Genomic DNA, 17861 nt, shown 5'->3' on the forward strand with positions numbered 1-17861 from the left:
AACTAAATAACGAAATTTTTGCCTTGCTATCAACGAGGTTCTCTTGCCTCAAAATAGACCACTTAATTAAGCGAATTGGTATAAAAAGGCGCTTAAGCGCCTTTTTGTCCATGAAAATCTGTGAGTTGCTATTACTTTAGAGGTCGCTGTAAAACCTGCACATGGTTTTTTAGGATCTCAATTTCACATTGCTTGTAGGCAATAGCGGCTTTCGTACTATTTGGCATTTTTTGTAGATAACGCCAACGACAGCTGTCTTCTAAATAACGCTCTTGGTTCTTGATGCTGCGATTAAAAATCGGTAGCAATTGGCTGTTACCGCTATCTTCTTTGATTTTCTCAAGATCCATAGTGAGCTTATTAATCCACATCTTTTGGTCACGCTGCAGATCGGCGATAACTTGATCAAGACATTGAATATAGCGTTTGGTGTCATTGGTATTGTTGCTAGCAAGCTCACACGTTTGCTCTGCTTGAGCATGCGATGCACTCGCAATTAAAGCTAGAAAGCTGCCCTTAACGAGTATTGATGTTTTATTTTTTATCATGGTAATTAAACTCTAATATAAACTCAGCACCGGCTAGTTTCTCTGCATCTTTAATGGTTAAGGTGCCATTATACGAGTTGACTAAATCCGACACGATAGCCATGCCGACACCGTGGCCACTTTCATAGGTATCGAGTCTGGTTCCGCGAGTCAGTAATGATTCACGCTTGTGCTCAGGGACACCTGGGCCATCATCACTTATACTGAGGGTTAACTTTTTGTTCTGCTTAACCTTTATATCGACCTGTGAACGGCAAGCTTTACAGGCATTATCGATTAAATTACCAAGTAGTTCCATCAAATCTGTTTTATCACCCAAGAAATAGTCTTTTTCACTAACCTCTGAGGTAAATATAATATCTTTGTCGCGATAAACCTTGCTCATCGCGCTTATAATTGAGTCAATAACAGGCTTGATATGAGTTTGTTTCTTCCATGTGTCAGACGCACCTGTTGCAGCGCGCTTTAACTGGTGTTCGATCATCACATTAATTCGGTCTAGCTGCTCTTGTGCATCCGCATCATTGGCTAAAGGGCTTGATTTAAGCACTGCCAAAGGCGTTTTTAATGCATGAGCAAGGTCGCTCAACGAAGCACGGTAACGCTCTTTTTGGCGTTGCTGCGATTCAAGCAATAAGTTTAAATCGGCTTTAATAGTTTGTAGTTCAACCGGGTAAAGACCTTTAATTTGTTGGTTATCACCCGACTCAATGGCTTTAATTTCTTTATCGAGTCGTTGCAGTGGTCTTGCACTCCAAACAAAACCAATCGCCATGAGTGCAGCAATGGACACTCCCATGACATACATCCAATTTACGAGTGTCTGCTTAAAGCCATCCATCAACCTCAGTAGGGCATCATTACGCTTTAATAGGATAAAACGTGCATGCTCTGATTGGTCAATGTTTTCTAAAATAACGGTAAGGGTTAATTGCCAATATACGGTATTGTTGTATTCAACCCGACGAAAATCCGCAGAGCCAGCTGGGGCTTCAAAGTTATCAGGAATAAAGTTGATATTAGTAGCCGATTCAGAATACCAAACTGGTAAGTCACCGCGATAAACCATCGCGTAGGTATCTGAGTTTAATCGATTTAGCTCTGGCGTTAAGATGGTGCTAGGCATAACAATGCCACGTTCAGTGAAATCAACTTCAGAAATTAATGAATATAAGTGAGCTTCGAGGGTTTTTTCGGTCGCTTCGACCAAAGAGGCGTAGTAAGCCTTACCAATTGAGAAAAACAGAATTGGTAGGGCGACTAATAAAACAAAGACAAGGATAAATCCTTGCCTTACTTTAAGCGGTATTTGCGATGCTACCACTGACTTTTTAGCCTATAACCACGGCCGCGTAATGTTTCAACTGGGTTAAGGGTACCATCAGGGTCAAGCTTCTTACGTAAACGTAATACGAAAACTTCGATTACGTTTGAATCAAGGTCAAAGTCTTGGTCGTAAATGTGCTCAGTTAGTTCAGATTTAGAAATTACCTTTTGTGGATTAACCATTAGGTATTCTAAAACTTTGTATTCGTATGCCGTTAAGCTAAGTTCTTTATCGTTAACCCATACTTGCTGTGAGCGAGTATGAATTTTAATAGGGCCAGCTGTCATTTCTGGGTTTGCTTTACCGGCGCTACGGCGGATAAGTGCATTACAGCGGGCAATTAGCTCTTCAACGTGGAAAGGTTTAGTTAGGTAGTCATCTGCACCTGCATCTAAGCCTTCTACTTTATCTTGCCAACGGTCACGTGCCGTTAAAATCAAAATAGGAATGGTAATACCTTGTGCGCGTGCTTTGGTAATTAGTTCAATACCATCAACTTTAGGTAAGCCTAAATCGACTACCGCCATATCTAGCGGGTATTCGGTAATATGGAATAAACCAGCTTCACCATCGTGACAAAGGTCAACGCTGTAACGCTCTTTTTCTAGGGCATTACGAAGGTTATCTGCTAAGTGTAAATCATCTTCAATAACTAAAATTCGCATTCTTAATCCTTTTTCACTTCGCCAGTCTTTTTGTTCACATGGACATCAACCACGTGGCCGTTCGTTTTTAAAATTCTTACGGTAAATACTTTATCTTGCTCTGTGATTTTTAGGGTTCGACCGTCTTCAGACTTTTTGGCGATCGTCACAGCCTGCTTTTTAGTCACCTCTTGGGCTTGTTTCTTATTGGCATCAGCATGAAAGCTTGATAATGCAAATAAAAGACTAAAACTGAAGGCTAATAATATGCGCATGACGGGGAACTCCTAAACCAGACCCATTTAGTTTAATTAACCAATTAACTAAAATTCAAGTAATTACGTTAAATTCTGTAATTCAATAGCCAAATCTTAGTTAATAAGCCGTGAACAAACACTGAATTATTGGTTCAGTTAAGTTCAGAGGTTAACCAAATACTTTCTTAAATGGTTTTACCACTGAGTTGTCGTAAACACCCGCCGCAATATACGGATCGTTTGCTGCCCATTCACGTGCTGCTTCTAATGACTCAAACTCAGCAACCACTAATGAACCAGTAAAACCAGCGTCAGCCGGATCTTCACTGTCAATGGCTGGCAATGGGCCTGCCGTAAATAAACGGTTTTGATCGTCTAATTCTTGAAGGCGTGCTAAGTGAGCAGGACGTGCAGATTTGCGAGCTTCTAAACTATTTTCAACATCAGTTGAATAAATCATATACAGCATGGTGTGTTCTCAATGTTATTTTTAAAAAATAGTAGCATATTCTTAGCAATAGACGAGAGATTATTCGCGTAATAATCTTTACACAAACCCATATAACTTTAACTTATAAAGCTTGAAATACGCGGTGTAACACTGGTAGAGTCGCTGGGTTGAGAAAATAATAATAAGGTTTTTAAATGAGCGAAAAACGCGAGCATTTTAGCTCCCGCCTCGGTTTTATTTTAGCGGCAGCCGGTTCTGCTGTAGGTATCGGAAACTTAGTAGGTTTTCCTGTTTCAGCCACAAAAAACGGCGGTGGTGCTTTCCTTTTAGTCTATGCATTGTTTGTCATTTTTATCTGTTTGCCAGTGATGATGGCTGAAATGGCCATGGGTCGTAAAGCGCAAAAAGATCCACTAGGTTCATACAAATTTTTAGCGGGTAATGATCCAAAATGGAACTTTGCTGGCTTTTTAGCTGTATTAACGCCATTTATGATTGCTGTTTTTTACATGGTGATCACGGTATGGATTTTCGGTTATTTATCGCAAACCGCTTTTGGTAATCTAGATGCCTTGGCGCAGCCGGATAATTTTGGCACCTTTATCAATAGCTACACCGTGTTTGGTTATATGGCCGTGGTTGCCATCATCGTTAACTTGATTTTAGTGGGCGGTGTTAAAGAAGGTATTGAAAAAGCGGCTAAGTTTATGATGCCAGCTTTATTTGTACTACTCACCGCGTTGGTTGTATACGTACTAACTCTTGATAACGCAATGGCCGGTGTTAAGTACTATGTTGTTCCTGACTTTTCAAAAATGGATGCCAGCGTATTAAATGGTGCATTAGCTCAAGCGTTTTTCTCGTTGTCACTGGGTATGGGTATCTTAATGACCTATGCATCGTATATTTCTAAGAAAGATGACATTGTTGGTAGTGCAAAAATGGTTGCAGTTACTGACTCGATGGTGGCATTTATTGCTGGTCTAATGGTGCTTCCAGCTATTTTCAGTTTTAACCCAGATACTGACCCTAGTAATTTATCAGATTCGTCAGTATCGATGATTTTTGTTTACCTACCAAAAATTTTATTAGCGTTACAAGCTGATATTGGCTACGTGGGTGCATCAATTGTTGCGTTTGTATTCTTCTTACTTGTCTTTTTTGCTGCAATTACGTCACTTGTATCAATTGTAGAGGTGCCAACAGCGACTTTAAGCGACCGCAAAGGTATTAGCCGTAAAAAAGCACTGGCTATCTTAACTTTATCTACAGGTGTTTTAACTGTGCTGTGTACAATGTCATTTGGTATGGTTGACTCGCTTACAAAGTTTGTTAGCTATGGCGGTGCAGATAAGAGCTTATTTGATATTGTTTATGATGTGTTTTACGACACAATTTTACCGCTTAACGGTTTAATGGTGTGTTTATTCGTTATGTATCGTTGGAAAAAAGCAAACTTGTCGGCAGAGTTAAGCCAAGGCTGTGAAGGCTATATTGGCAGCTTCACAGAGAAGTATGTGAACTTCTCACTATCAACGTTTATCCCTGCCATTTTATTACTAATCTTTGTAAATACGGTGGCGACTAAGTTTTTTGCATTTAGTATTTTCGGATTTTAAAGACCAGTTCAATACTTAGCCGCGCACTTTGCGCGGCTTTTTTATGCCTATTAAATTAAAAGGCCCCCGCATCGAGCACATCACCCAAGCCAAGGGTAAACATCCAAAGTCCCCATAAGCTGTGTTCAATCACACATACGAAGGTTGAGCGGCTTTGCGCGTAAGTATAAGAAAACAGCAGCCCCCCTAAAAAAGCCAACAGTACGGCCAATACATTCGCATAGACAATATGCGCCAATGCAAACACTGATGCGCTGACAATAATACGCACCGTTTTACTTGGCATAATGCGTTTGTAGCGATGGAAAAAGTAGGTTCTAAAAATCAGCTCTTGCGGCATCACCGATAAAATAGGGTAGAGCAATAACAACATTAGCCAATCGTTAAACGAGTTTCGTGGCAGTGAAAACCAGTTTTCTTGATTCATGATCCCGTAAAACATTCCAGAGAATAGCGCCCCTAAAAAGAAGAAACTAAATAAGCGACGTTTTACCGCACTAAATTGCCCAAGGCTTGTTAAACGAAAGCGTTTAAAATGGGGATCAGATAAAAGCAACATGCCGCACACGGCCATTAAAATAATAAGGGCAGGAATAAGCCAGTTAGCGAGGTAGGCACGAAGAAAGAAGCCTAATAGCGGCAAAGAAACAAATATGAGGGTAAATTCAAGCCAGCGGTATTGGTTAGCGTTCAATGTCGTCTCAGCGTGTTTTTTGCTTACGCTAACAAGCTAAGACGACAGATTTATGACATTAAGATTGCTTTGGATCTTTCTCTTCGTCATCTTCTGGTAAGTATTTGAACAGGGTGATGATCGTTGCTAACACGCAAACAAAGGTAATGCCCATTAAGCCAAACACTTTAAAGTTAACCCAAAAATCGAGCGAGAAGTTATAGGCAATGTAGATATTCAGCGCCGAGATACCAGCAGTCACTGCAACCCAAAACAGGTTAAGCTTATTCCAGAGCGCTTCAGGTACGTTGATTTCTTGTTTACTCTCAGAGGCATTTTCTAAAATCGAGCTTAGTGCTTTTTTCACTAAGTTTTTGCCAAGTACATAGCGGCTTACCAGCAAAGTAACACTGAAAATGGCATACACAATGGTGGCTTTCCATTTTACGAACTGCTCGTCGTGGAACACTAAGGTGAGGGTACCTAACACCACCGCTATGGCAAAAAACACCCAGTGACGGGTTGGCACTTTACCATCTTTAAAATAACAGTAAGCAACTTGAATTAAGGTGGTTAGCATCAGCAAGGCTGTTGCCCAATAAATATCAACTAACTTGAAAACCGCAAAAAACAGGATCAGCGGGATGTATTCAATAATCGCATGCATAAATTTACAAATGCTCTAATTTAAAAAGATACTGGGTTGTATCAAGTTATCGTGCAAGATACAAGGTTGACTTAGCAGCCCTGAAAGCTTAGCCTCCCGAGCCAATCTGGCCTAAACCTGCGTTTAGGTTGTTTTAACTTATCTTTTTCCGCTTAACCTCAGATGATTAAGCGGCGTATTTTGGAGCACTTTTTATGAATAAAGCCGCGTTAGTATCGCAAATGGCTGCCCACAGTGAATTAACAAAAAAAGACACTCAAGTTGCCTTAACCAGCATGTTAAATGCTATCGAAAAGTCTCTTTCTGAGGGCGATCAAGTGCAAATTAATGGCTTTGGTACGTTTGCTCTGAGTTATTACCCAGCACGCAAAGGACGCAACCCACAAACCGGTGAAGAAATTGAAATAGAAGGCGCTAACAAGCCAGTTTTTAAACCTGCTAAAGCACTCAAAGACGGTTTATAAGCAGGATTTGCAAAGCTGTTGTAGTATTTACAGAGCATAAATAGAACACCTGAAAATTTATTCAATACTTTCAATATATTAAGTTTGGCATGTTGTATGCTGTTAATCATTTAGGTTTACCTAAATAAGGAGATAACATGTCAAATTTAAATAGCCAACTGAATGGTAAAAAGATTGCTATTCTTGCAACCAATGGTTTTGAGCAAAGCGAGCTATTGTCACCACGAAGCGCATTATTAGAAGCGGGTGCACTTGTCGAAGTTGTGTCACTTGAGCGTGGCGATATCACCGCATGGGATGAAAACCAATGGGGTGAGCGAGTCAGTGTTGACCGTGTAGTCAGCGAAGCAGACTCTGCTGAGTATGACGCGTTACTTCTGCCTGGTGGCTTATTTAACCCAGATACGTTACGTCAAGATAGCGAAGCAAAAGCCTTTGTTGATGGTTTTTTCAGTGCCGGTAAAAACAAGCCCATCGCCGCGATTTGCCACGGCCCATGGTTATTAGCCGAAATTAATAAACTACGTGATCGCAAAGTAACCTCATACCCAAGTATTAAAACTGATTTAATCAATGCAGGAGCTAATTGGGTTGATCAAGAGGTGTGTGTTGATGAGGGCATAGTTACAAGCCGAAGCCCAGCCGACTTAGAGGCTTTTAATCGAAAATTCATAGAAGAAATTAAAGAGGGCGAGCATCGCCATCATTAATCATAAATTGTTAAGCACAAAAAAGGGCCTACATGGCCCTTTTTTAGTAATAAAAACAAACTTACTTTGTAGCTGCTTTCATACTAGCTACATACTCTTTTAAACCAGTTAGCATTGCTGCTTGATCATCAAGGTTTGCCTCGATAATTTTAACAACCGCAGAGCCTGAAATCGCACCAGCGGCCCCTGACTCAAGTGCTGATTTAACATCTTCCGGTGTTGATACACCAAAGCCTAATAATGCCGGTGCAGCATGGTAATCTTTTAGTTTTTTAACTAATGAATCTGCTGGCATTTGTGCCTTGGTTTCTGTGCCTGTCACACCTGCGCGTGAAAGAAGGTATGTGTAACCGCGGCCATATGACGCACACTCTCGTAACGTGTCATCATCAGCATTCGGTGTAGCAATAAAAATTGGGTCAATACCATTTTTCATCGCTGTTTGGCGAAATAGCTTTGACTCATGTAGCGGCACGTCAGCCACTAAAATTGAATCGACACCGGCTTCTTTAGCATCTTGATAGAACTTCTCAATGCCACGTTTAAACACTAAGTTTGAATACAACAACAGGCCAATTGGAATATCGGCATTGTACTGGCGCACTTGTTTAATAATATCAAAGCAATCTTGGGTATTAATGTTTTCATCAAGAGCACGAATGTTGGCAGCTTGGATCACTGGGCCATCTGCAATCGGATCTGAAAATGGAATACCTAGCTCAAGGGCATCAGCGCCGCCATCAATTAAGCTTTTGATGATTTCTACGCTCAGTGCTTTATTAGGATCGCCAATCGTAACAAAGGGTACAAAAGCACCTTGGTTTGTTTCATTTAATGTGGCGAACAGTTGTCCGTAACGGTTAGTCTGGCTCATAGTGCGCCTCCTTCTGATAAAACACTGTGTACGTGAGCTAAATCTTTATCGCCTCGACCGCTTAGGTTAACCACTAAAATGGTGTCTTCGGTTTGTTGCTCGGCATATTTAAGGGCATATGCGAGGGCATGGCTTGATTCAAGCGCTGGAATAATCCCTTCGTTTTTAGCCAGTAGTTGGAATGCTTCAAGCGCTTCAGTATCGGTAATACCTACGTACTCTGCACGGCCAGTTTCATGTAAGTGCGCATGTTGTGGACCAACAGCTGGGTAATCAAGACCTGCTGATACAGAGTAAGACTCTTCAATTTGACCATCATCATCTTGCATAATGTATGTATAGGTACCGTGTAAGATACCTTTTGTGCCTTTACATAAGGTTGCACCATGCTGGTGGGTATCTAAGCCTTTACCAGCTGGTTCTACACCAATTAGTTTTACGCTTGGTTCATCAATAAAGTCTGTGAACATACCTATCGCGTTAGAGCCTCCACCCACGCAAGCAAGCACAGCATCCGGTAAGCGACCTTCAGCTTTTAGCACTTGTTGTTTTGCTTCTTCACCAATCATTTTTTGGAACTCACGCACCATGGTTGGGAATGGGTGAGGGCCTGCTGCAGTGCCTAGTAGATAGTGAGCATCTTTGTAATTTGCTGACCAGTCACGCAGGGCTTCGTTTACGGCATCTTTTAAGGTGCCAGAGCCCGCTGTGACAGGAATAACCTCTGCGCCCATTAATTTCATACGAAATACATTTGGTTGTTGACGTTCAACGTCTTTTGCACCCATGTAAATACGGCACTTTAAGCCAAGTAAGGCACAGGCTAGGGCTGTTGCAACACCGTGTTGGCCGGCACCTGTTTCTGCAATCACTTCTTTTTTACCCATGCGTTTGGTAAGGAGTGCTTGACCAAGTACTTGATTGGTTTTGTGTGCACCGCCGTGCAGTAAATCTTCACGCTTTAAATACAGTTTTACCTTAGGGTTTTTAACTAAGTTACGTGTCAGTGTTAATGGCGTAGGGCGGCCTGCGTATTCATTTAATAGTTTTTCAAACTCAGCCTGAAAAGCTGGATCGTTTTGCGATTTATTAAACTCTGCTTCTAGTTGCTTGAGTGCTGGCACAAGCAGCTGTGGTACAAACATACCACCGAATTCACCGAAATAAGCTGGATTTTGCATTCTAACCTCAATAATTTCTGATATGCGAAAACGCATTTTGTAATTTTGTTTGGCACTTTTTACCCGCTGACGCTTCAACGCCAGAATTTAGGTCAAGACCATTAGCACCGCGATAAAGCGCTGCGTGAATATTTTCTGGGTTTAAACCCCCGGCTAACATAAACGGCACGGTTGCCGTCTCAAGCACAGACCAATCAAATGCTTCGCCTGTGCCGCCTTTTTGGCTTTTGCTGTAAGTGTCGTACAAATGGCGGTCAACCCCTTCAAGCGGTTTGGGTAATTCGCCTTTAACGGCTTGGGCTTTCCAAATTTCACAGCCAAGCGGTAATTGCTTTCTGAGACTTTGAATATACTCGCTATTCTCGTCACCATGTAATTGCACTGCAGCTAATTTTAAGCTTTGTGCATAATCGACCACTTGTTCTAGAGGTGCATTGACAAACACACCCACATACGCGAGCGGGGCACTTTGCGTAACTTGCTTGGCACAGTCGATATCGACATAACGCGGTGACTTAGGATAAAAAATTAAGCCACCATACACAGCACCACTGGCGTAGGCTGCTATCGCATCTTGTGAACGGGTTAAACCGCACACTTTGTTCTCACCTAAAATGACTTTACGGCATGCGGCTTCTAAGTCGCGCTCAGCCATTAATGAGCTGCCAATTAAAAAGCCATCGCACAATGGTGCAAGGCGTTTTACATCTTTATGGGTATAAATGCCTGACTCTGAAATTACCACTTTGTCATTTGGGATAAGCTGACGTAAACGCTCAGTTGTTGCAAGATCAGTACTTAAATCACGAAGGTCGCGGTTATTAATACCAATTAGGCTGGCATTAAGTGCAAGAGCACGGCTTACTTCTTGCTCATTACTGACTTCAGTGAGTACTGACATGTTTAAAGAGTCAGCCACCTTGTGAAGCGCTAAATATTGCTCGTCATCAAGGACAGAGAGCATTAATAAAATGGCATCACCACCAGATAAGCGTGCTAAATATACTTGGTACTCATCAATAAAGAAGTCTTTACAAATAAGCGGCTGTTCAACTTGGCTGCGCACATACTCAAGGTACTGATAGCTACCTTGGAAATATTTTTCATCCGTTAGTACGCTCATACAGGTTGCGTACTTTTTATAAACCGATGTAATTTCGTCTAAATTAAATGGTTCGCGAATAAGTCCTTTTGACGGTGAGGCCTTTTTACATTCTAAAATAAACTGTGTACCGGTTGCTGCTAATGCGCCTTCAAAGTCTCGCTTGGTTGGCACAACCTCGCTAATGAATGACTCAAGCGGGCGCTGTGCTTTTCTTTGTTCTAATTCAATGCGTTTGTCGGCAACAATTTTGTCTAACACGTTAGCCATGACTTACCTCAATAATTGCGTTCAATGTGTCCATCGCTTTGCCTGATGCTAATAAATTGCTTACTTGATCTGCAGCTGCTTTTAAATCACTTGCTTTATCGGTTAAATAAAGAAGAGCGGCAACGTTGGCTATAATGGCTGCGTTATGCGCCATTTCACCTTGACCTTGTAAAATCGCTAAGCTTGCTTTTGCGTTATATTCTGGGCCTTGGCCTGCTAGTTGTTCAAGTGAATAGTTTGCAAGACCAAAATCGCTCGCTGTTAGCGTGTATTCACTCAGTTCACCGTTATTAAGTTCAACCACTTTGGTTGTTCCGTGTAAGGCAATTTCGTCAGTGCCTGCACCGTGAACCACCATAGCGCGTTTTGTGCCAAGGGTTTTTAGGGTTTCGGCCATGGGTAAACACAGCGAAGGGTCATAAACACCAAGCAATTGCACCTCAGGGGCAGCAGGGTTGGCCAGTGGCCCTAAAATATTAAAAATTGTGCGGCTTTTAAGGGCCGTGCGCACGCCCATCGCATGGCGTACACCACTGTGATAATGCGGTGCAAATAAAAATGTAAAGCCGGTATTGTCTAAACAATGGGCAGCTTGCTCAGGGCTCATATCGATATTGATACCCAAGGCTTTAAGTAAATCTGCAGAGCCCGAGTTACTCGACACACTGCGATTACCATGTTTGACCATGTTGATGCCCGCAGCGGCAGCAACAATAGCAGCCGTGGTACTAATATTAATTGTGTTTGAGCCGTCGCCACCGGTACCACAGCTATCAGCAAGTAAGGTTTTGCTGGTTTGAAATGGCACTGCATTGGCGCGCATTGATGCCGCCGCACCGGCGATTTCATCACTTGTTTCGCCTTTTAGTTTTAGGGCGATAAGTGCAGCCGTTAATTCAATATCATTAAGCTGGCCATTCATGATGGCATCAAATAATGCAGTTGCTTGCGAAAATGATAAATCTTGCTTTGCTAATAATTGGTTTAACTGGGTTTGAGTTGTTGCTTCCATGTTATTCCTCTACTGCACGCGTGCGGTTAAAAATTCAAAGCTTTGCTGTAATAGCAATGCGCCATTTGGCGTTAAAATTGACTCAGGATGAAACTGATAGCCAAGGGCATTATCTTGTTGATGGTAAATTGCCATCGGAATATTTTCATAACAAGCAATTACTTCAACGTCATCAGGGACTTTGGTTGCCATTAATGAATGATAACGAGCAACCGGCATTTTATCGCCCATACCCGCGAATACTGGGTGTTCAGTCAACGAAATAATTGATGACTTGCCATGCACAGTTTCGCCTGCATGACCAATAACCCCACCGTAGCTTTGTGTTAGTGCTTGCTGGCCTAAACAGATGCCGAGCATAGGGAAGCGGCCTTTACACAGTTCAATGAGCTCCATTAAACAACCCGCATCAGATGGCGCGCCAGGGCCAGGTGATAGCACTAATAATACAGGCACTGTCTCTTGGCACATTTTGTCGAAGATGTTTTGTGCACTGATATTATTACGGTATACCACTAACTGGCATCCTAACATAGAAAGTTCATCGACTAAGTTATAACTAAATGAATCAAAGTTATCTAAAAAGTAGATTTTATAGGCTGATGTTGTCGTCATTATTGTGCCTCGTAAGTCGATTGAATCGCAGTGATCACAGCTTGTGCTTTAGCGCGGGTTTCATTGGCTTCTGATTGTGGATCTGAATCAAACACCACACCTGCACCTGCTTGCACATAGGCTGTGCCGTTTTTAACAAAGGCAGAGCGAATAACAATACAGCTATCCATGGCGCCATCGCCCGTTAAATAACCCACAGCACCACCATAGCTGCCGCGGCGTTTTTGTTCGGTTTTACGAACTAACTCAGCAGCGCGTACTTTAGGTGCACCCACTAAGGTGCCCATGTTCATACAAGCTTGGTAAGCATGTAGCGCATCGAGTTCAGGTTTTAAAGTACCCACCACGCGTGAAACTAAATGCATCACTTGTGAGTAGCGGTCTACTTTTAATAATTCTTTTGCGTGACGAGTGCCTGGTACGCTAATACGGGCTACATCATTTCTTGCTAAATCAACTAACATCAGGTGCTCGGCACGTTCTTTTTGGTCGTTGCGAAGCTCAAGCTCAATGCGGCTGTCTAGGTCTGGATTAATTTGCCCATTAGCAAACTTGCCACGAGGGCGAGTGCCGGCAATAGGGTATACCTCAACTTGTTTACTCTCTGCGCAATATTTGAGGGCTGACTCGGGTGATGCGCCGAATAACACGAACTCTTCATCGCGCATGTAAAACATATATGGGCTTGGGTTTTGTTGTTTTAATTGGCTGTAAGCATGAAGTGAGTCAGGGCAGGCGAGAGAAAAAGTACGTGATGGAACAACTTGGAAAATATCGCCATCAACGATGTTGTTTTTTAACTTGATGACATGTTCGCAGTATTGCTCGTCGCTAACATCAACAGAAATTGGGTTTGAGCCTGTTTGCTTTTGCCCTTGGTAGCTTTGTGCATTGTCACATACGGCATTTAAACGCTCTAACTGTTGACCAACCTCAAAGCAGTTTGCATGGACTTCAGGGCCGTTAAATACGTTGCCAATTAGCTCGGTTGTTTTTGCTTGATGGTCGATGACAACTAACGTTTCTGCGAGGTAGAAAACATAATCTGGGCAGCTGTTTTCGCCGTCAGGCACATCAGAAAGGGTTTCGAAATTAGCAACCATATCGTAGGCAAATACACCGCCTAAGAACACAGAAAATGGGTTATCTGTGGTGCTTTTAATACTATTAATACAGCTACGTAGCGCACTAAATGCATTATCTGCTACTAATTTACTGGCTTCATCAATGTCGCTTGCTACCTCGTTGTAGGTTAACGTTAATGTGTCTTCTACAAGCTCTGCAGAGCAGTTTTGCACATGAGTTTGTAAATAAGGCAGTAATTGCTTGCCATTATTTGACTGTGCAGTGAGTGTGACCTGTTTGCCTTGGCAAACAATACGTAGCGCTGAGTCAACCAAAATTAGACTTTTTACACTGTCTTTAGAATCAATTTCAGCAGACTCTAAGAGCAGTGAATTAGGCTTATCGAGTAAACTGTATAACGCAAGTGGGCTACTGATGTAGTCGCGCACTTGAGTGATACTGGTTACTTCACCCGGTGTCGTTGTTATATGACTAAAAATCAAACCTCATTCTCCCTCATTCCCAAAAACTCTTTAAAAAACAAAACCCCGCGAAGCGATGCTTGGCGGGGTTCGTATAAAGATGCCTATAAATTAGATAGACCCTTACCGTCCCGCTAAGCCAGGCGCCACCACCAATGATGTGTAAGAGTTGCTATGTAATTCATTATAAAACCTTAAAATTTAGATATAAAAAAACCCGCTACTTGAGCGGGTTTTGAAATCGTTAGACACGACAATTCGTCACCCGCTAGTTACGAGTGCCACCACCAAATTGTGATTTGAATTGTTTTGTTCATTGTTATTGCTTATTTAACGTGTCTGAAAGTGCATACAGTAAAGCGTACCTAAGCGGATACTGTCAAGCATTAATTTACATATTAATACGTGTTCGGCATTTACCCATCGCAATTGCCCATTTATGTGGGTATATATGTCTAACCTAAAAAGATAATCACGCCCTGGCAGTAAATTTTTGTTATACTCACATCATTGATTCAAGAACTTACGTAAAGCAGTCTTTCCCTTTGATAAAATACGATTTACATAGCCACACCACATACTCAGATGGTCAGCTATCAGTCGAGCAATTGTTACACCGCGCGGTTGAGAAAAACATAGATGTGTTTGCAATTACCGATCACGACACGTTAAGTGCGATAAAACCTGCTCGCCAAGTCATTGCAGATGATAATTTACCGCTTAAATTGATTGCTGGCGTTGAAGTATCAACAAAATGGGAAAGCTTTGAAATTCATATTGTTGGCTTAAATGTTGATGATGAAAATGACGCACTGTTGTCATTATTACAAGCGCAACAAGGCAAGCGTGAAGAGCGCGCTTTAGAGATAGGTCGTCGCCTTGCTAAAAATGGTTTTGAAGGCATTTACGACCAAGCAAAAACATTTGCCGAAAACGCCCAAATCACACGGGCGCATTTTGCCCGTGCACTGATTGAACGTGGTGTAGCTAAAAACTTTCCTGGGGTATTTAAGAAATACTTAGGGCGAGGAAAAACAGGTTATGTACCAAGTAGTTGGTGCGATATGCAAACTGCAATTGCTGCCATTCATCAAGCCGGTGGGGTTGCCGTTCTAGCACACCCTGGGCGTTATCAAATGTCTAACAAGTGGCTACGTAAGTTAATTATTGAGTTTAAAGACGCAGGTGGCGATGCGATGGAAGTTGCACAACCACAGCAAGCACCCAGTGAGCGCCAGTTTTTAGGTGAACTGAGTCGTGAATATGGCTTACTTGCGTCACAAGGGTCAGATTTTCATTTTCCGACCAGTTGGTTGGAGTTAGGTAAAAATTTATACTTACCAAAAGATTGCCAAGGGGTTTGGCAAGCATGGGAAGGGCAATAGGAGCGTGTAATGAGTCAGTTTTTTCATATTCATCCAGATAATCCGCAACCACGCTTAATCAGCCAAGCGGTTGATATTATTAAGCAGGGCGGTGTTATTGTATACCCAACCGATTCGGGTTACGCACTTGGCTGTAGCATTGGTAATAAGCAAGCAAAAGAGCGCATTGAACGTATTCGTGGTATTGAAAAACACCATAACTTTACTTTGGTCTGCCGCGACTTATCTGAGCTATCTACCTATGCTCGCGTTGATAATCAGTTATTCAGATTGATTAAAAATAATACTCCAGGGCCTTATACGTTCATCTTTAAAGGCACTAAAGAAGTACCAAAGCGTTTATTAAACGAAAAGAAAAAAACCATTGGTATTCGTGTTATCGAACACCCAATCACCTGTGCTTTATTGGCTGAATTAGGTGAACCGTTAATGTCGTGCTCTTTAATTTTACCGGGTGAGCAATATACCGAGGCAGATCCTGATGAAATTCGCGATCGCATTGAAAAGCAAGTTGATTTAATTATTCATGGTGGTTATCTTCCTGAACAGGCAACCACAGTAATTGACTTGTCAGATGATAGCATCGAAATCTTACGTGTGGGTTGTGGTGATACTAAACCATTTGAGTAGAGACTTCATTGACTAGCCCAGAGCTTGACGCGCCAGATAATTTACAAGAGCCAGTACAGCAAAAGCTGCCACTGGCTTTTTTGCATGGCAAAGCAGTGGTTGATAAACCTGAAGATTTATATATTCCACCCGATGCGCTAGAGATCATTTTAGAAACTTTTGAAGGTCCTCTCGATTTACTTCTGTATTTAATCAAAAAACATAAACTCGATGTACTAGAGCTCTCTATTTTTAGTATTACAGAGCAATACGTGAGTTATGTTGAAATGATGAGCGAGTTTCAGCTTGAGCTGGCAGGTGAATACCTTGTGATGGCGGCGCTATTAGCACAAATTAAATCACGATTATTATTACCAAAACATGAAGAGCTTGAAGAGGAAGAAGACCCACGAGCTGAGCTTGTAAGACGTTTACAAGAATACGAACAATTTAAAAAAGCCGCAGAAAATCTTGATGAGATCCCTCGCGAAGGCCGCGATATTTTTGTTGCCGAAGCACTGGTGCCAGAATTCAGTGAGCGTGAGGTACTGTTACCTGACGTTGACATGAAAGACTTGTTAGTTGCGCTAAGCGACGTTATGGCCCGAGCTAAAACATTTGAACACCATCATATTACCGCAGAGGCTTTATCAACCCGTGAACGGATGAGCTTAATCTTAGATAAACTCTCAGAGGCTCAATCACAGCTGCCTTTTAGCACTCTTTTTACGGTAGAAGAGGGCAGAAGTGGTGTTGTAGTAAGCTTTATCGCCATGTTAGAGCTGGTGAAAGAAAACCTGATCAGCTGCTTTCAGGTAGATGCCAATAGCCAGATTTATGTTGGTTTGGTGGAAGAAAGCGAATAGCTAGAAGTTAATGGTTTTAAGCAGTAAGTTTTAAGTTAGCTGTCAGAGTAGACTGAAAAATATAAGGAAAGCAGATGCAAAGTAAACATTTTACAATCAAAACCATGACCAAGAAGGAAGTCGAACTCATGATTGATTGGGCTGCAGCAGAAGGCTGGAATCCGGGCCTTAATGATGCAGAGTGTTATTTTGCTGCTGATCCTGAAGGATTTCTTGTCGGTTTTCTAGATGATGAACCTATTGCTACAATTTCTGCCATTAATTATCACGATGCATTTGGCTTTATCGGCTTTTACATTGTTAAACCTGATTACCGAGGCAAAGGCTACGGAATGCAAATTTGGAATGTCGCGTTAAAGCGCCTTGAAGGGTTGAATATTGGCCTTGATGGTGTGGTGGAGCAGCAAGAGAACTACAAAAAATCTGGTTTTAATCTGGCTTATCGCAATATCCGTTTTGCAGGAGTAGGCGGTGGTAATTTACCGCAAAATGCTGACATTGTTGATCTTAATACTGTGCCATTCGAAATTATTGACGCATACGAACAGGCTTTTTTCCCGGTAAATAGAGCAAACTTTACTAAAGCATGGTTAAGTCAACCCCAATGCGACGCTTTGGGCGTAATGAACAATGGGGAACTGGCAGGATACGGCGTAATTCGCAAGTGCCAGAACGGCTTTAAAGTCGGCCCTCTATTTGCCGACTCACCAGAATTGGCTGAATCTTTGTTCCTCGCTTTAAAATCTAAAGTGGGTGCCTCTGACGCTATTTTCCTTGATACACCAGAAATCAATCAAGCTGCTGTTGCTTTAGCACAGAAATACAACATGCAAGTGTCATTTGAAACCGCCAGAATGTACACCGGTGAATGTCCGAACTTGCCATTAAACCGTATTTTTGGCGTCACTTCTTTTGAAATAGGCTGAGTTTATTGGGTTGAGTGATTAAACGGTTGTGCGTAAAACTCAAAATTTATTACGTTAAGAATTAGATGCTTTTATCAACGAGTATTCATAATATTGCTAGCACCTAGCACCTAG

At 42.0% G+C, this 17861-nt stretch carries 20 protein-coding genes; 7 read left to right on the forward strand and 13 right to left on the reverse strand.

The features are described from left to right. Nucleotides 1-131: 131 nt before the first annotated feature. The 5 genes from CWC02_RS20050 to CWC02_RS20070 all read right to left on the reverse strand — a co-directional run bounded on the left by CWC02_RS20050 (nt 132) and on the right by CWC02_RS20070 (nt 3245). Nucleotides 132-548: a hypothetical protein gene (locus CWC02_RS20050; protein ID WP_138619897.1), complete on the reverse strand. Its 417-nt coding sequence runs from the start codon at nt 546-548 to the stop codon at nt 132-134. Then, nucleotides 535-1872: an ATP-binding protein gene (locus CWC02_RS20055; protein ID WP_054552906.1), complete on the reverse strand. Its 1338-nt coding sequence runs from the start codon at nt 1870-1872 to the stop codon at nt 535-537. Before CWC02_RS20055 ends, CWC02_RS20050 begins: the two co-directional genes overlap by 14 nt. Beyond that, entirely contained in the window at nt 1866-2540 is a 675-nt protein-coding gene (locus CWC02_RS20060; RefSeq protein ID WP_054552907.1) for a response regulator transcription factor, read from the reverse strand. Before CWC02_RS20060 ends, CWC02_RS20055 begins: the two co-directional genes overlap by 7 nt. Nucleotides 2541-2542: 2 nt before the next feature. Beyond that, nucleotides 2543-2794 carry a PepSY domain-containing protein gene (locus CWC02_RS20065; RefSeq protein WP_054552908.1) on the reverse strand — a complete coding sequence of 84 codons (252 nt, stop codon included), beginning with the start codon at nt 2792-2794 and terminating at the stop codon, nt 2543-2545. 151 nt (nt 2795-2945) lie between these two features. Next, a complete protein-coding gene (locus tag CWC02_RS20070; protein WP_054552909.1) occupies nt 2946-3245 on the reverse strand; it encodes a YciI family protein in 300 nt (99 codons plus the stop codon). A 176-nt stretch (nt 3246-3421) separates the two neighbouring features. Between CWC02_RS20070 and CWC02_RS20075 the strand changes: the two genes are divergently transcribed. Next, the gene (locus tag CWC02_RS20075; protein WP_054552910.1) at nt 3422-4846 is read left to right on the forward strand and encodes a sodium-dependent transporter; all 1425 of its coding nucleotides are present in this window, start codon (nt 3422-3424) and stop codon (nt 4844-4846) included. Nucleotides 4847-4901: 55 nt separating this feature from the next. Here the strand turns inward: CWC02_RS20075 and CWC02_RS20080 are convergent, their stop codons facing one another. Continuing rightward, nucleotides 4902-5540, reverse strand: a complete 639-nt coding sequence (locus CWC02_RS20080) for a CPBP family glutamic-type intramembrane protease (RefSeq protein WP_054552911.1) — start codon at nt 5538-5540, stop codon at nt 4902-4904. A gap of 58 nt (nt 5541-5598) precedes the next feature. Continuing rightward, entirely contained in the window at nt 5599-6186 is a 588-nt protein-coding gene (locus CWC02_RS20085; protein WP_054561224.1) for an inner membrane-spanning protein YciB, read from the reverse strand. 194 nt (nt 6187-6380) lie between these two features. Between CWC02_RS20085 and CWC02_RS20090 the strand changes: the two genes are divergently transcribed. After that, a complete protein-coding gene (locus tag CWC02_RS20090; RefSeq protein ID WP_138619898.1) occupies nt 6381-6650 on the forward strand; it encodes an HU family DNA-binding protein in 270 nt (89 codons plus the stop codon). Between the two features lie 137 nt (nt 6651-6787). Next, nucleotides 6788-7360, forward strand: a complete 573-nt coding sequence (locus tag CWC02_RS20095) for a type 1 glutamine amidotransferase domain-containing protein (RefSeq protein ID WP_054552914.1) — start codon at nt 6788-6790, stop codon at nt 7358-7360. A gap of 61 nt (nt 7361-7421) precedes the next feature. Here CWC02_RS20095 and trpA read toward each other — a convergent pair whose 3' ends face one another. From trpA to CWC02_RS20125, 6 genes are read right to left on the reverse strand one after another with little or no spacing between them, the layout of a single operon-like run. Beyond that, nucleotides 7422-8234, reverse strand: coding sequence for a tryptophan synthase subunit alpha (gene trpA / locus CWC02_RS20100; RefSeq protein WP_138619899.1), 813 nt, complete (start codon nt 8232-8234; stop codon nt 7422-7424). After that, nucleotides 8231-9415 (reverse strand): tryptophan synthase subunit beta, encoded by a 1185-nt coding sequence (trpB, locus tag CWC02_RS20105; RefSeq protein WP_138619900.1) that lies wholly within the window; start codon nt 9413-9415, stop codon nt 8231-8233. The genes trpA and trpB overlap by 4 nt, the downstream gene beginning before the upstream one ends. A gap of 7 nt (nt 9416-9422) precedes the next feature. Continuing rightward, on the reverse strand, nt 9423-10787 hold the full coding sequence (trpCF, locus tag CWC02_RS20110) for a bifunctional indole-3-glycerol-phosphate synthase TrpC/phosphoribosylanthranilate isomerase TrpF (RefSeq protein ID WP_138602344.1): 1365 nt from the start codon (nt 10785-10787) through the stop codon (nt 9423-9425). Further along, on the reverse strand, nt 10780-11799 hold the full coding sequence (trpD, locus tag CWC02_RS20115; RefSeq protein WP_138619901.1) for an anthranilate phosphoribosyltransferase: 1020 nt from the start codon (nt 11797-11799) through the stop codon (nt 10780-10782). Before trpD ends, trpCF begins: the two co-directional genes overlap by 8 nt. A 9-nt stretch (nt 11800-11808) precedes the next feature. After that, nucleotides 11809-12414, reverse strand: a complete 606-nt coding sequence (locus tag CWC02_RS20120) for an aminodeoxychorismate/anthranilate synthase component II (protein WP_138619902.1) — start codon at nt 12412-12414, stop codon at nt 11809-11811. Beyond that, nucleotides 12414-13982 carry an anthranilate synthase component 1 gene (locus CWC02_RS20125; protein ID WP_138619903.1) on the reverse strand — a complete coding sequence of 523 codons (1569 nt, stop codon included), beginning with the start codon at nt 13980-13982 and terminating at the stop codon, nt 12414-12416. The genes CWC02_RS20120 and CWC02_RS20125 overlap by 1 nt, the downstream gene beginning before the upstream one ends. A gap of 524 nt (nt 13983-14506) precedes the next feature. On the opposite strand from CWC02_RS20125, the gene rnm reads away from it, so the two are divergent. The 4 genes from rnm (at nt 14507) to CWC02_RS20145 (ending at nt 17747) form a co-directional block, all read left to right on the forward strand. Further along, entirely contained in the window at nt 14507-15346 is an 840-nt protein-coding gene (gene rnm, locus CWC02_RS20130) for an RNase RNM (protein ID WP_130166259.1), read from the forward strand. Between the two features lie 9 nt (nt 15347-15355). Continuing rightward, entirely contained in the window at nt 15356-15976 is a 621-nt protein-coding gene (locus tag CWC02_RS20135) for an L-threonylcarbamoyladenylate synthase (RefSeq protein WP_063704570.1), read from the forward strand. An 8-nt stretch (nt 15977-15984) separates the two neighbouring features. Continuing rightward, entirely contained in the window at nt 15985-16821 is an 837-nt protein-coding gene (locus tag CWC02_RS20140; RefSeq protein ID WP_054552922.1) for a segregation and condensation protein A, read from the forward strand. Nucleotides 16822-16895: 74 nt separating this feature from the next. Next, entirely contained in the window at nt 16896-17747 is an 852-nt protein-coding gene (locus CWC02_RS20145) for a GNAT family N-acetyltransferase (protein WP_138619904.1), read from the forward strand. The last annotated feature ends 114 nt before the right edge of the window (nt 17748-17861 follow it).

This window comes from Pseudoalteromonas sp. S2721, assembly GCF_005887425.1.
In the GTDB taxonomy this organism is placed as follows: domain Bacteria; phylum Pseudomonadota; class Gammaproteobacteria; order Enterobacterales; family Alteromonadaceae; genus Pseudoalteromonas; species Pseudoalteromonas simplex.

Coding starts and splice junctions, on each gene's coding strand:
- CWC02_RS20070 (WP_054552909.1), bottom strand. CDS start 3,245: ATGCTGTATATGATTTATTCAACTGATGTTGAAAATAGTTTAGAAGCT.
- trpA (WP_138619899.1), bottom strand. CDS start 8,234: ATGAGCCAGACTAACCGTTACGGACAACTGTTCGCCACATTAAATGAA.
- CWC02_RS20050 (WP_138619897.1), bottom strand. CDS start 548: ATGATAAAAAATAAAACATCAATACTCGTTAAGGGCAGCTTTCTAGCT.
- CWC02_RS20120 (WP_138619902.1), bottom strand. CDS start 12,414: ATGACGACAACATCAGCCTATAAAATCTACTTTTTAGATAACTTTGAT.
- CWC02_RS20090 (WP_138619898.1), top strand. CDS start 6,381: ATGAATAAAGCCGCGTTAGTATCGCAAATGGCTGCCCACAGTGAATTA.
- trpB (WP_138619900.1), bottom strand. CDS start 9,415: ATGCAAAATCCAGCTTATTTCGGTGAATTCGGTGGTATGTTTGTACCA.
- CWC02_RS20075 (WP_054552910.1), top strand. CDS start 3,422: ATGAGCGAAAAACGCGAGCATTTTAGCTCCCGCCTCGGTTTTATTTTA.
- trpD (WP_138619901.1), bottom strand. CDS start 11,799: ATGGAAGCAACAACTCAAACCCAGTTAAACCAATTATTAGCAAAGCAA.
- CWC02_RS20085 (WP_054561224.1), bottom strand. CDS start 6,186: ATGCATGCGATTATTGAATACATCCCGCTGATCCTGTTTTTTGCGGTT.
- CWC02_RS20065 (WP_054552908.1), bottom strand. CDS start 2,794: ATGCGCATATTATTAGCCTTCAGTTTTAGTCTTTTATTTGCATTATCA.
- CWC02_RS20135 (WP_063704570.1), top strand. CDS start 15,356: ATGAGTCAGTTTTTTCATATTCATCCAGATAATCCGCAACCACGCTTA.
- CWC02_RS20145 (WP_138619904.1), top strand. CDS start 16,896: ATGCAAAGTAAACATTTTACAATCAAAACCATGACCAAGAAGGAAGTC.
- CWC02_RS20095 (WP_054552914.1), top strand. CDS start 6,788: ATGTCAAATTTAAATAGCCAACTGAATGGTAAAAAGATTGCTATTCTT.
- trpCF (WP_138602344.1), bottom strand. CDS start 10,787: ATGGCTAACGTGTTAGACAAAATTGTTGCCGACAAACGCATTGAATTA.
- CWC02_RS20060 (WP_054552907.1), bottom strand. CDS start 2,540: ATGCGAATTTTAGTTATTGAAGATGATTTACACTTAGCAGATAACCTT.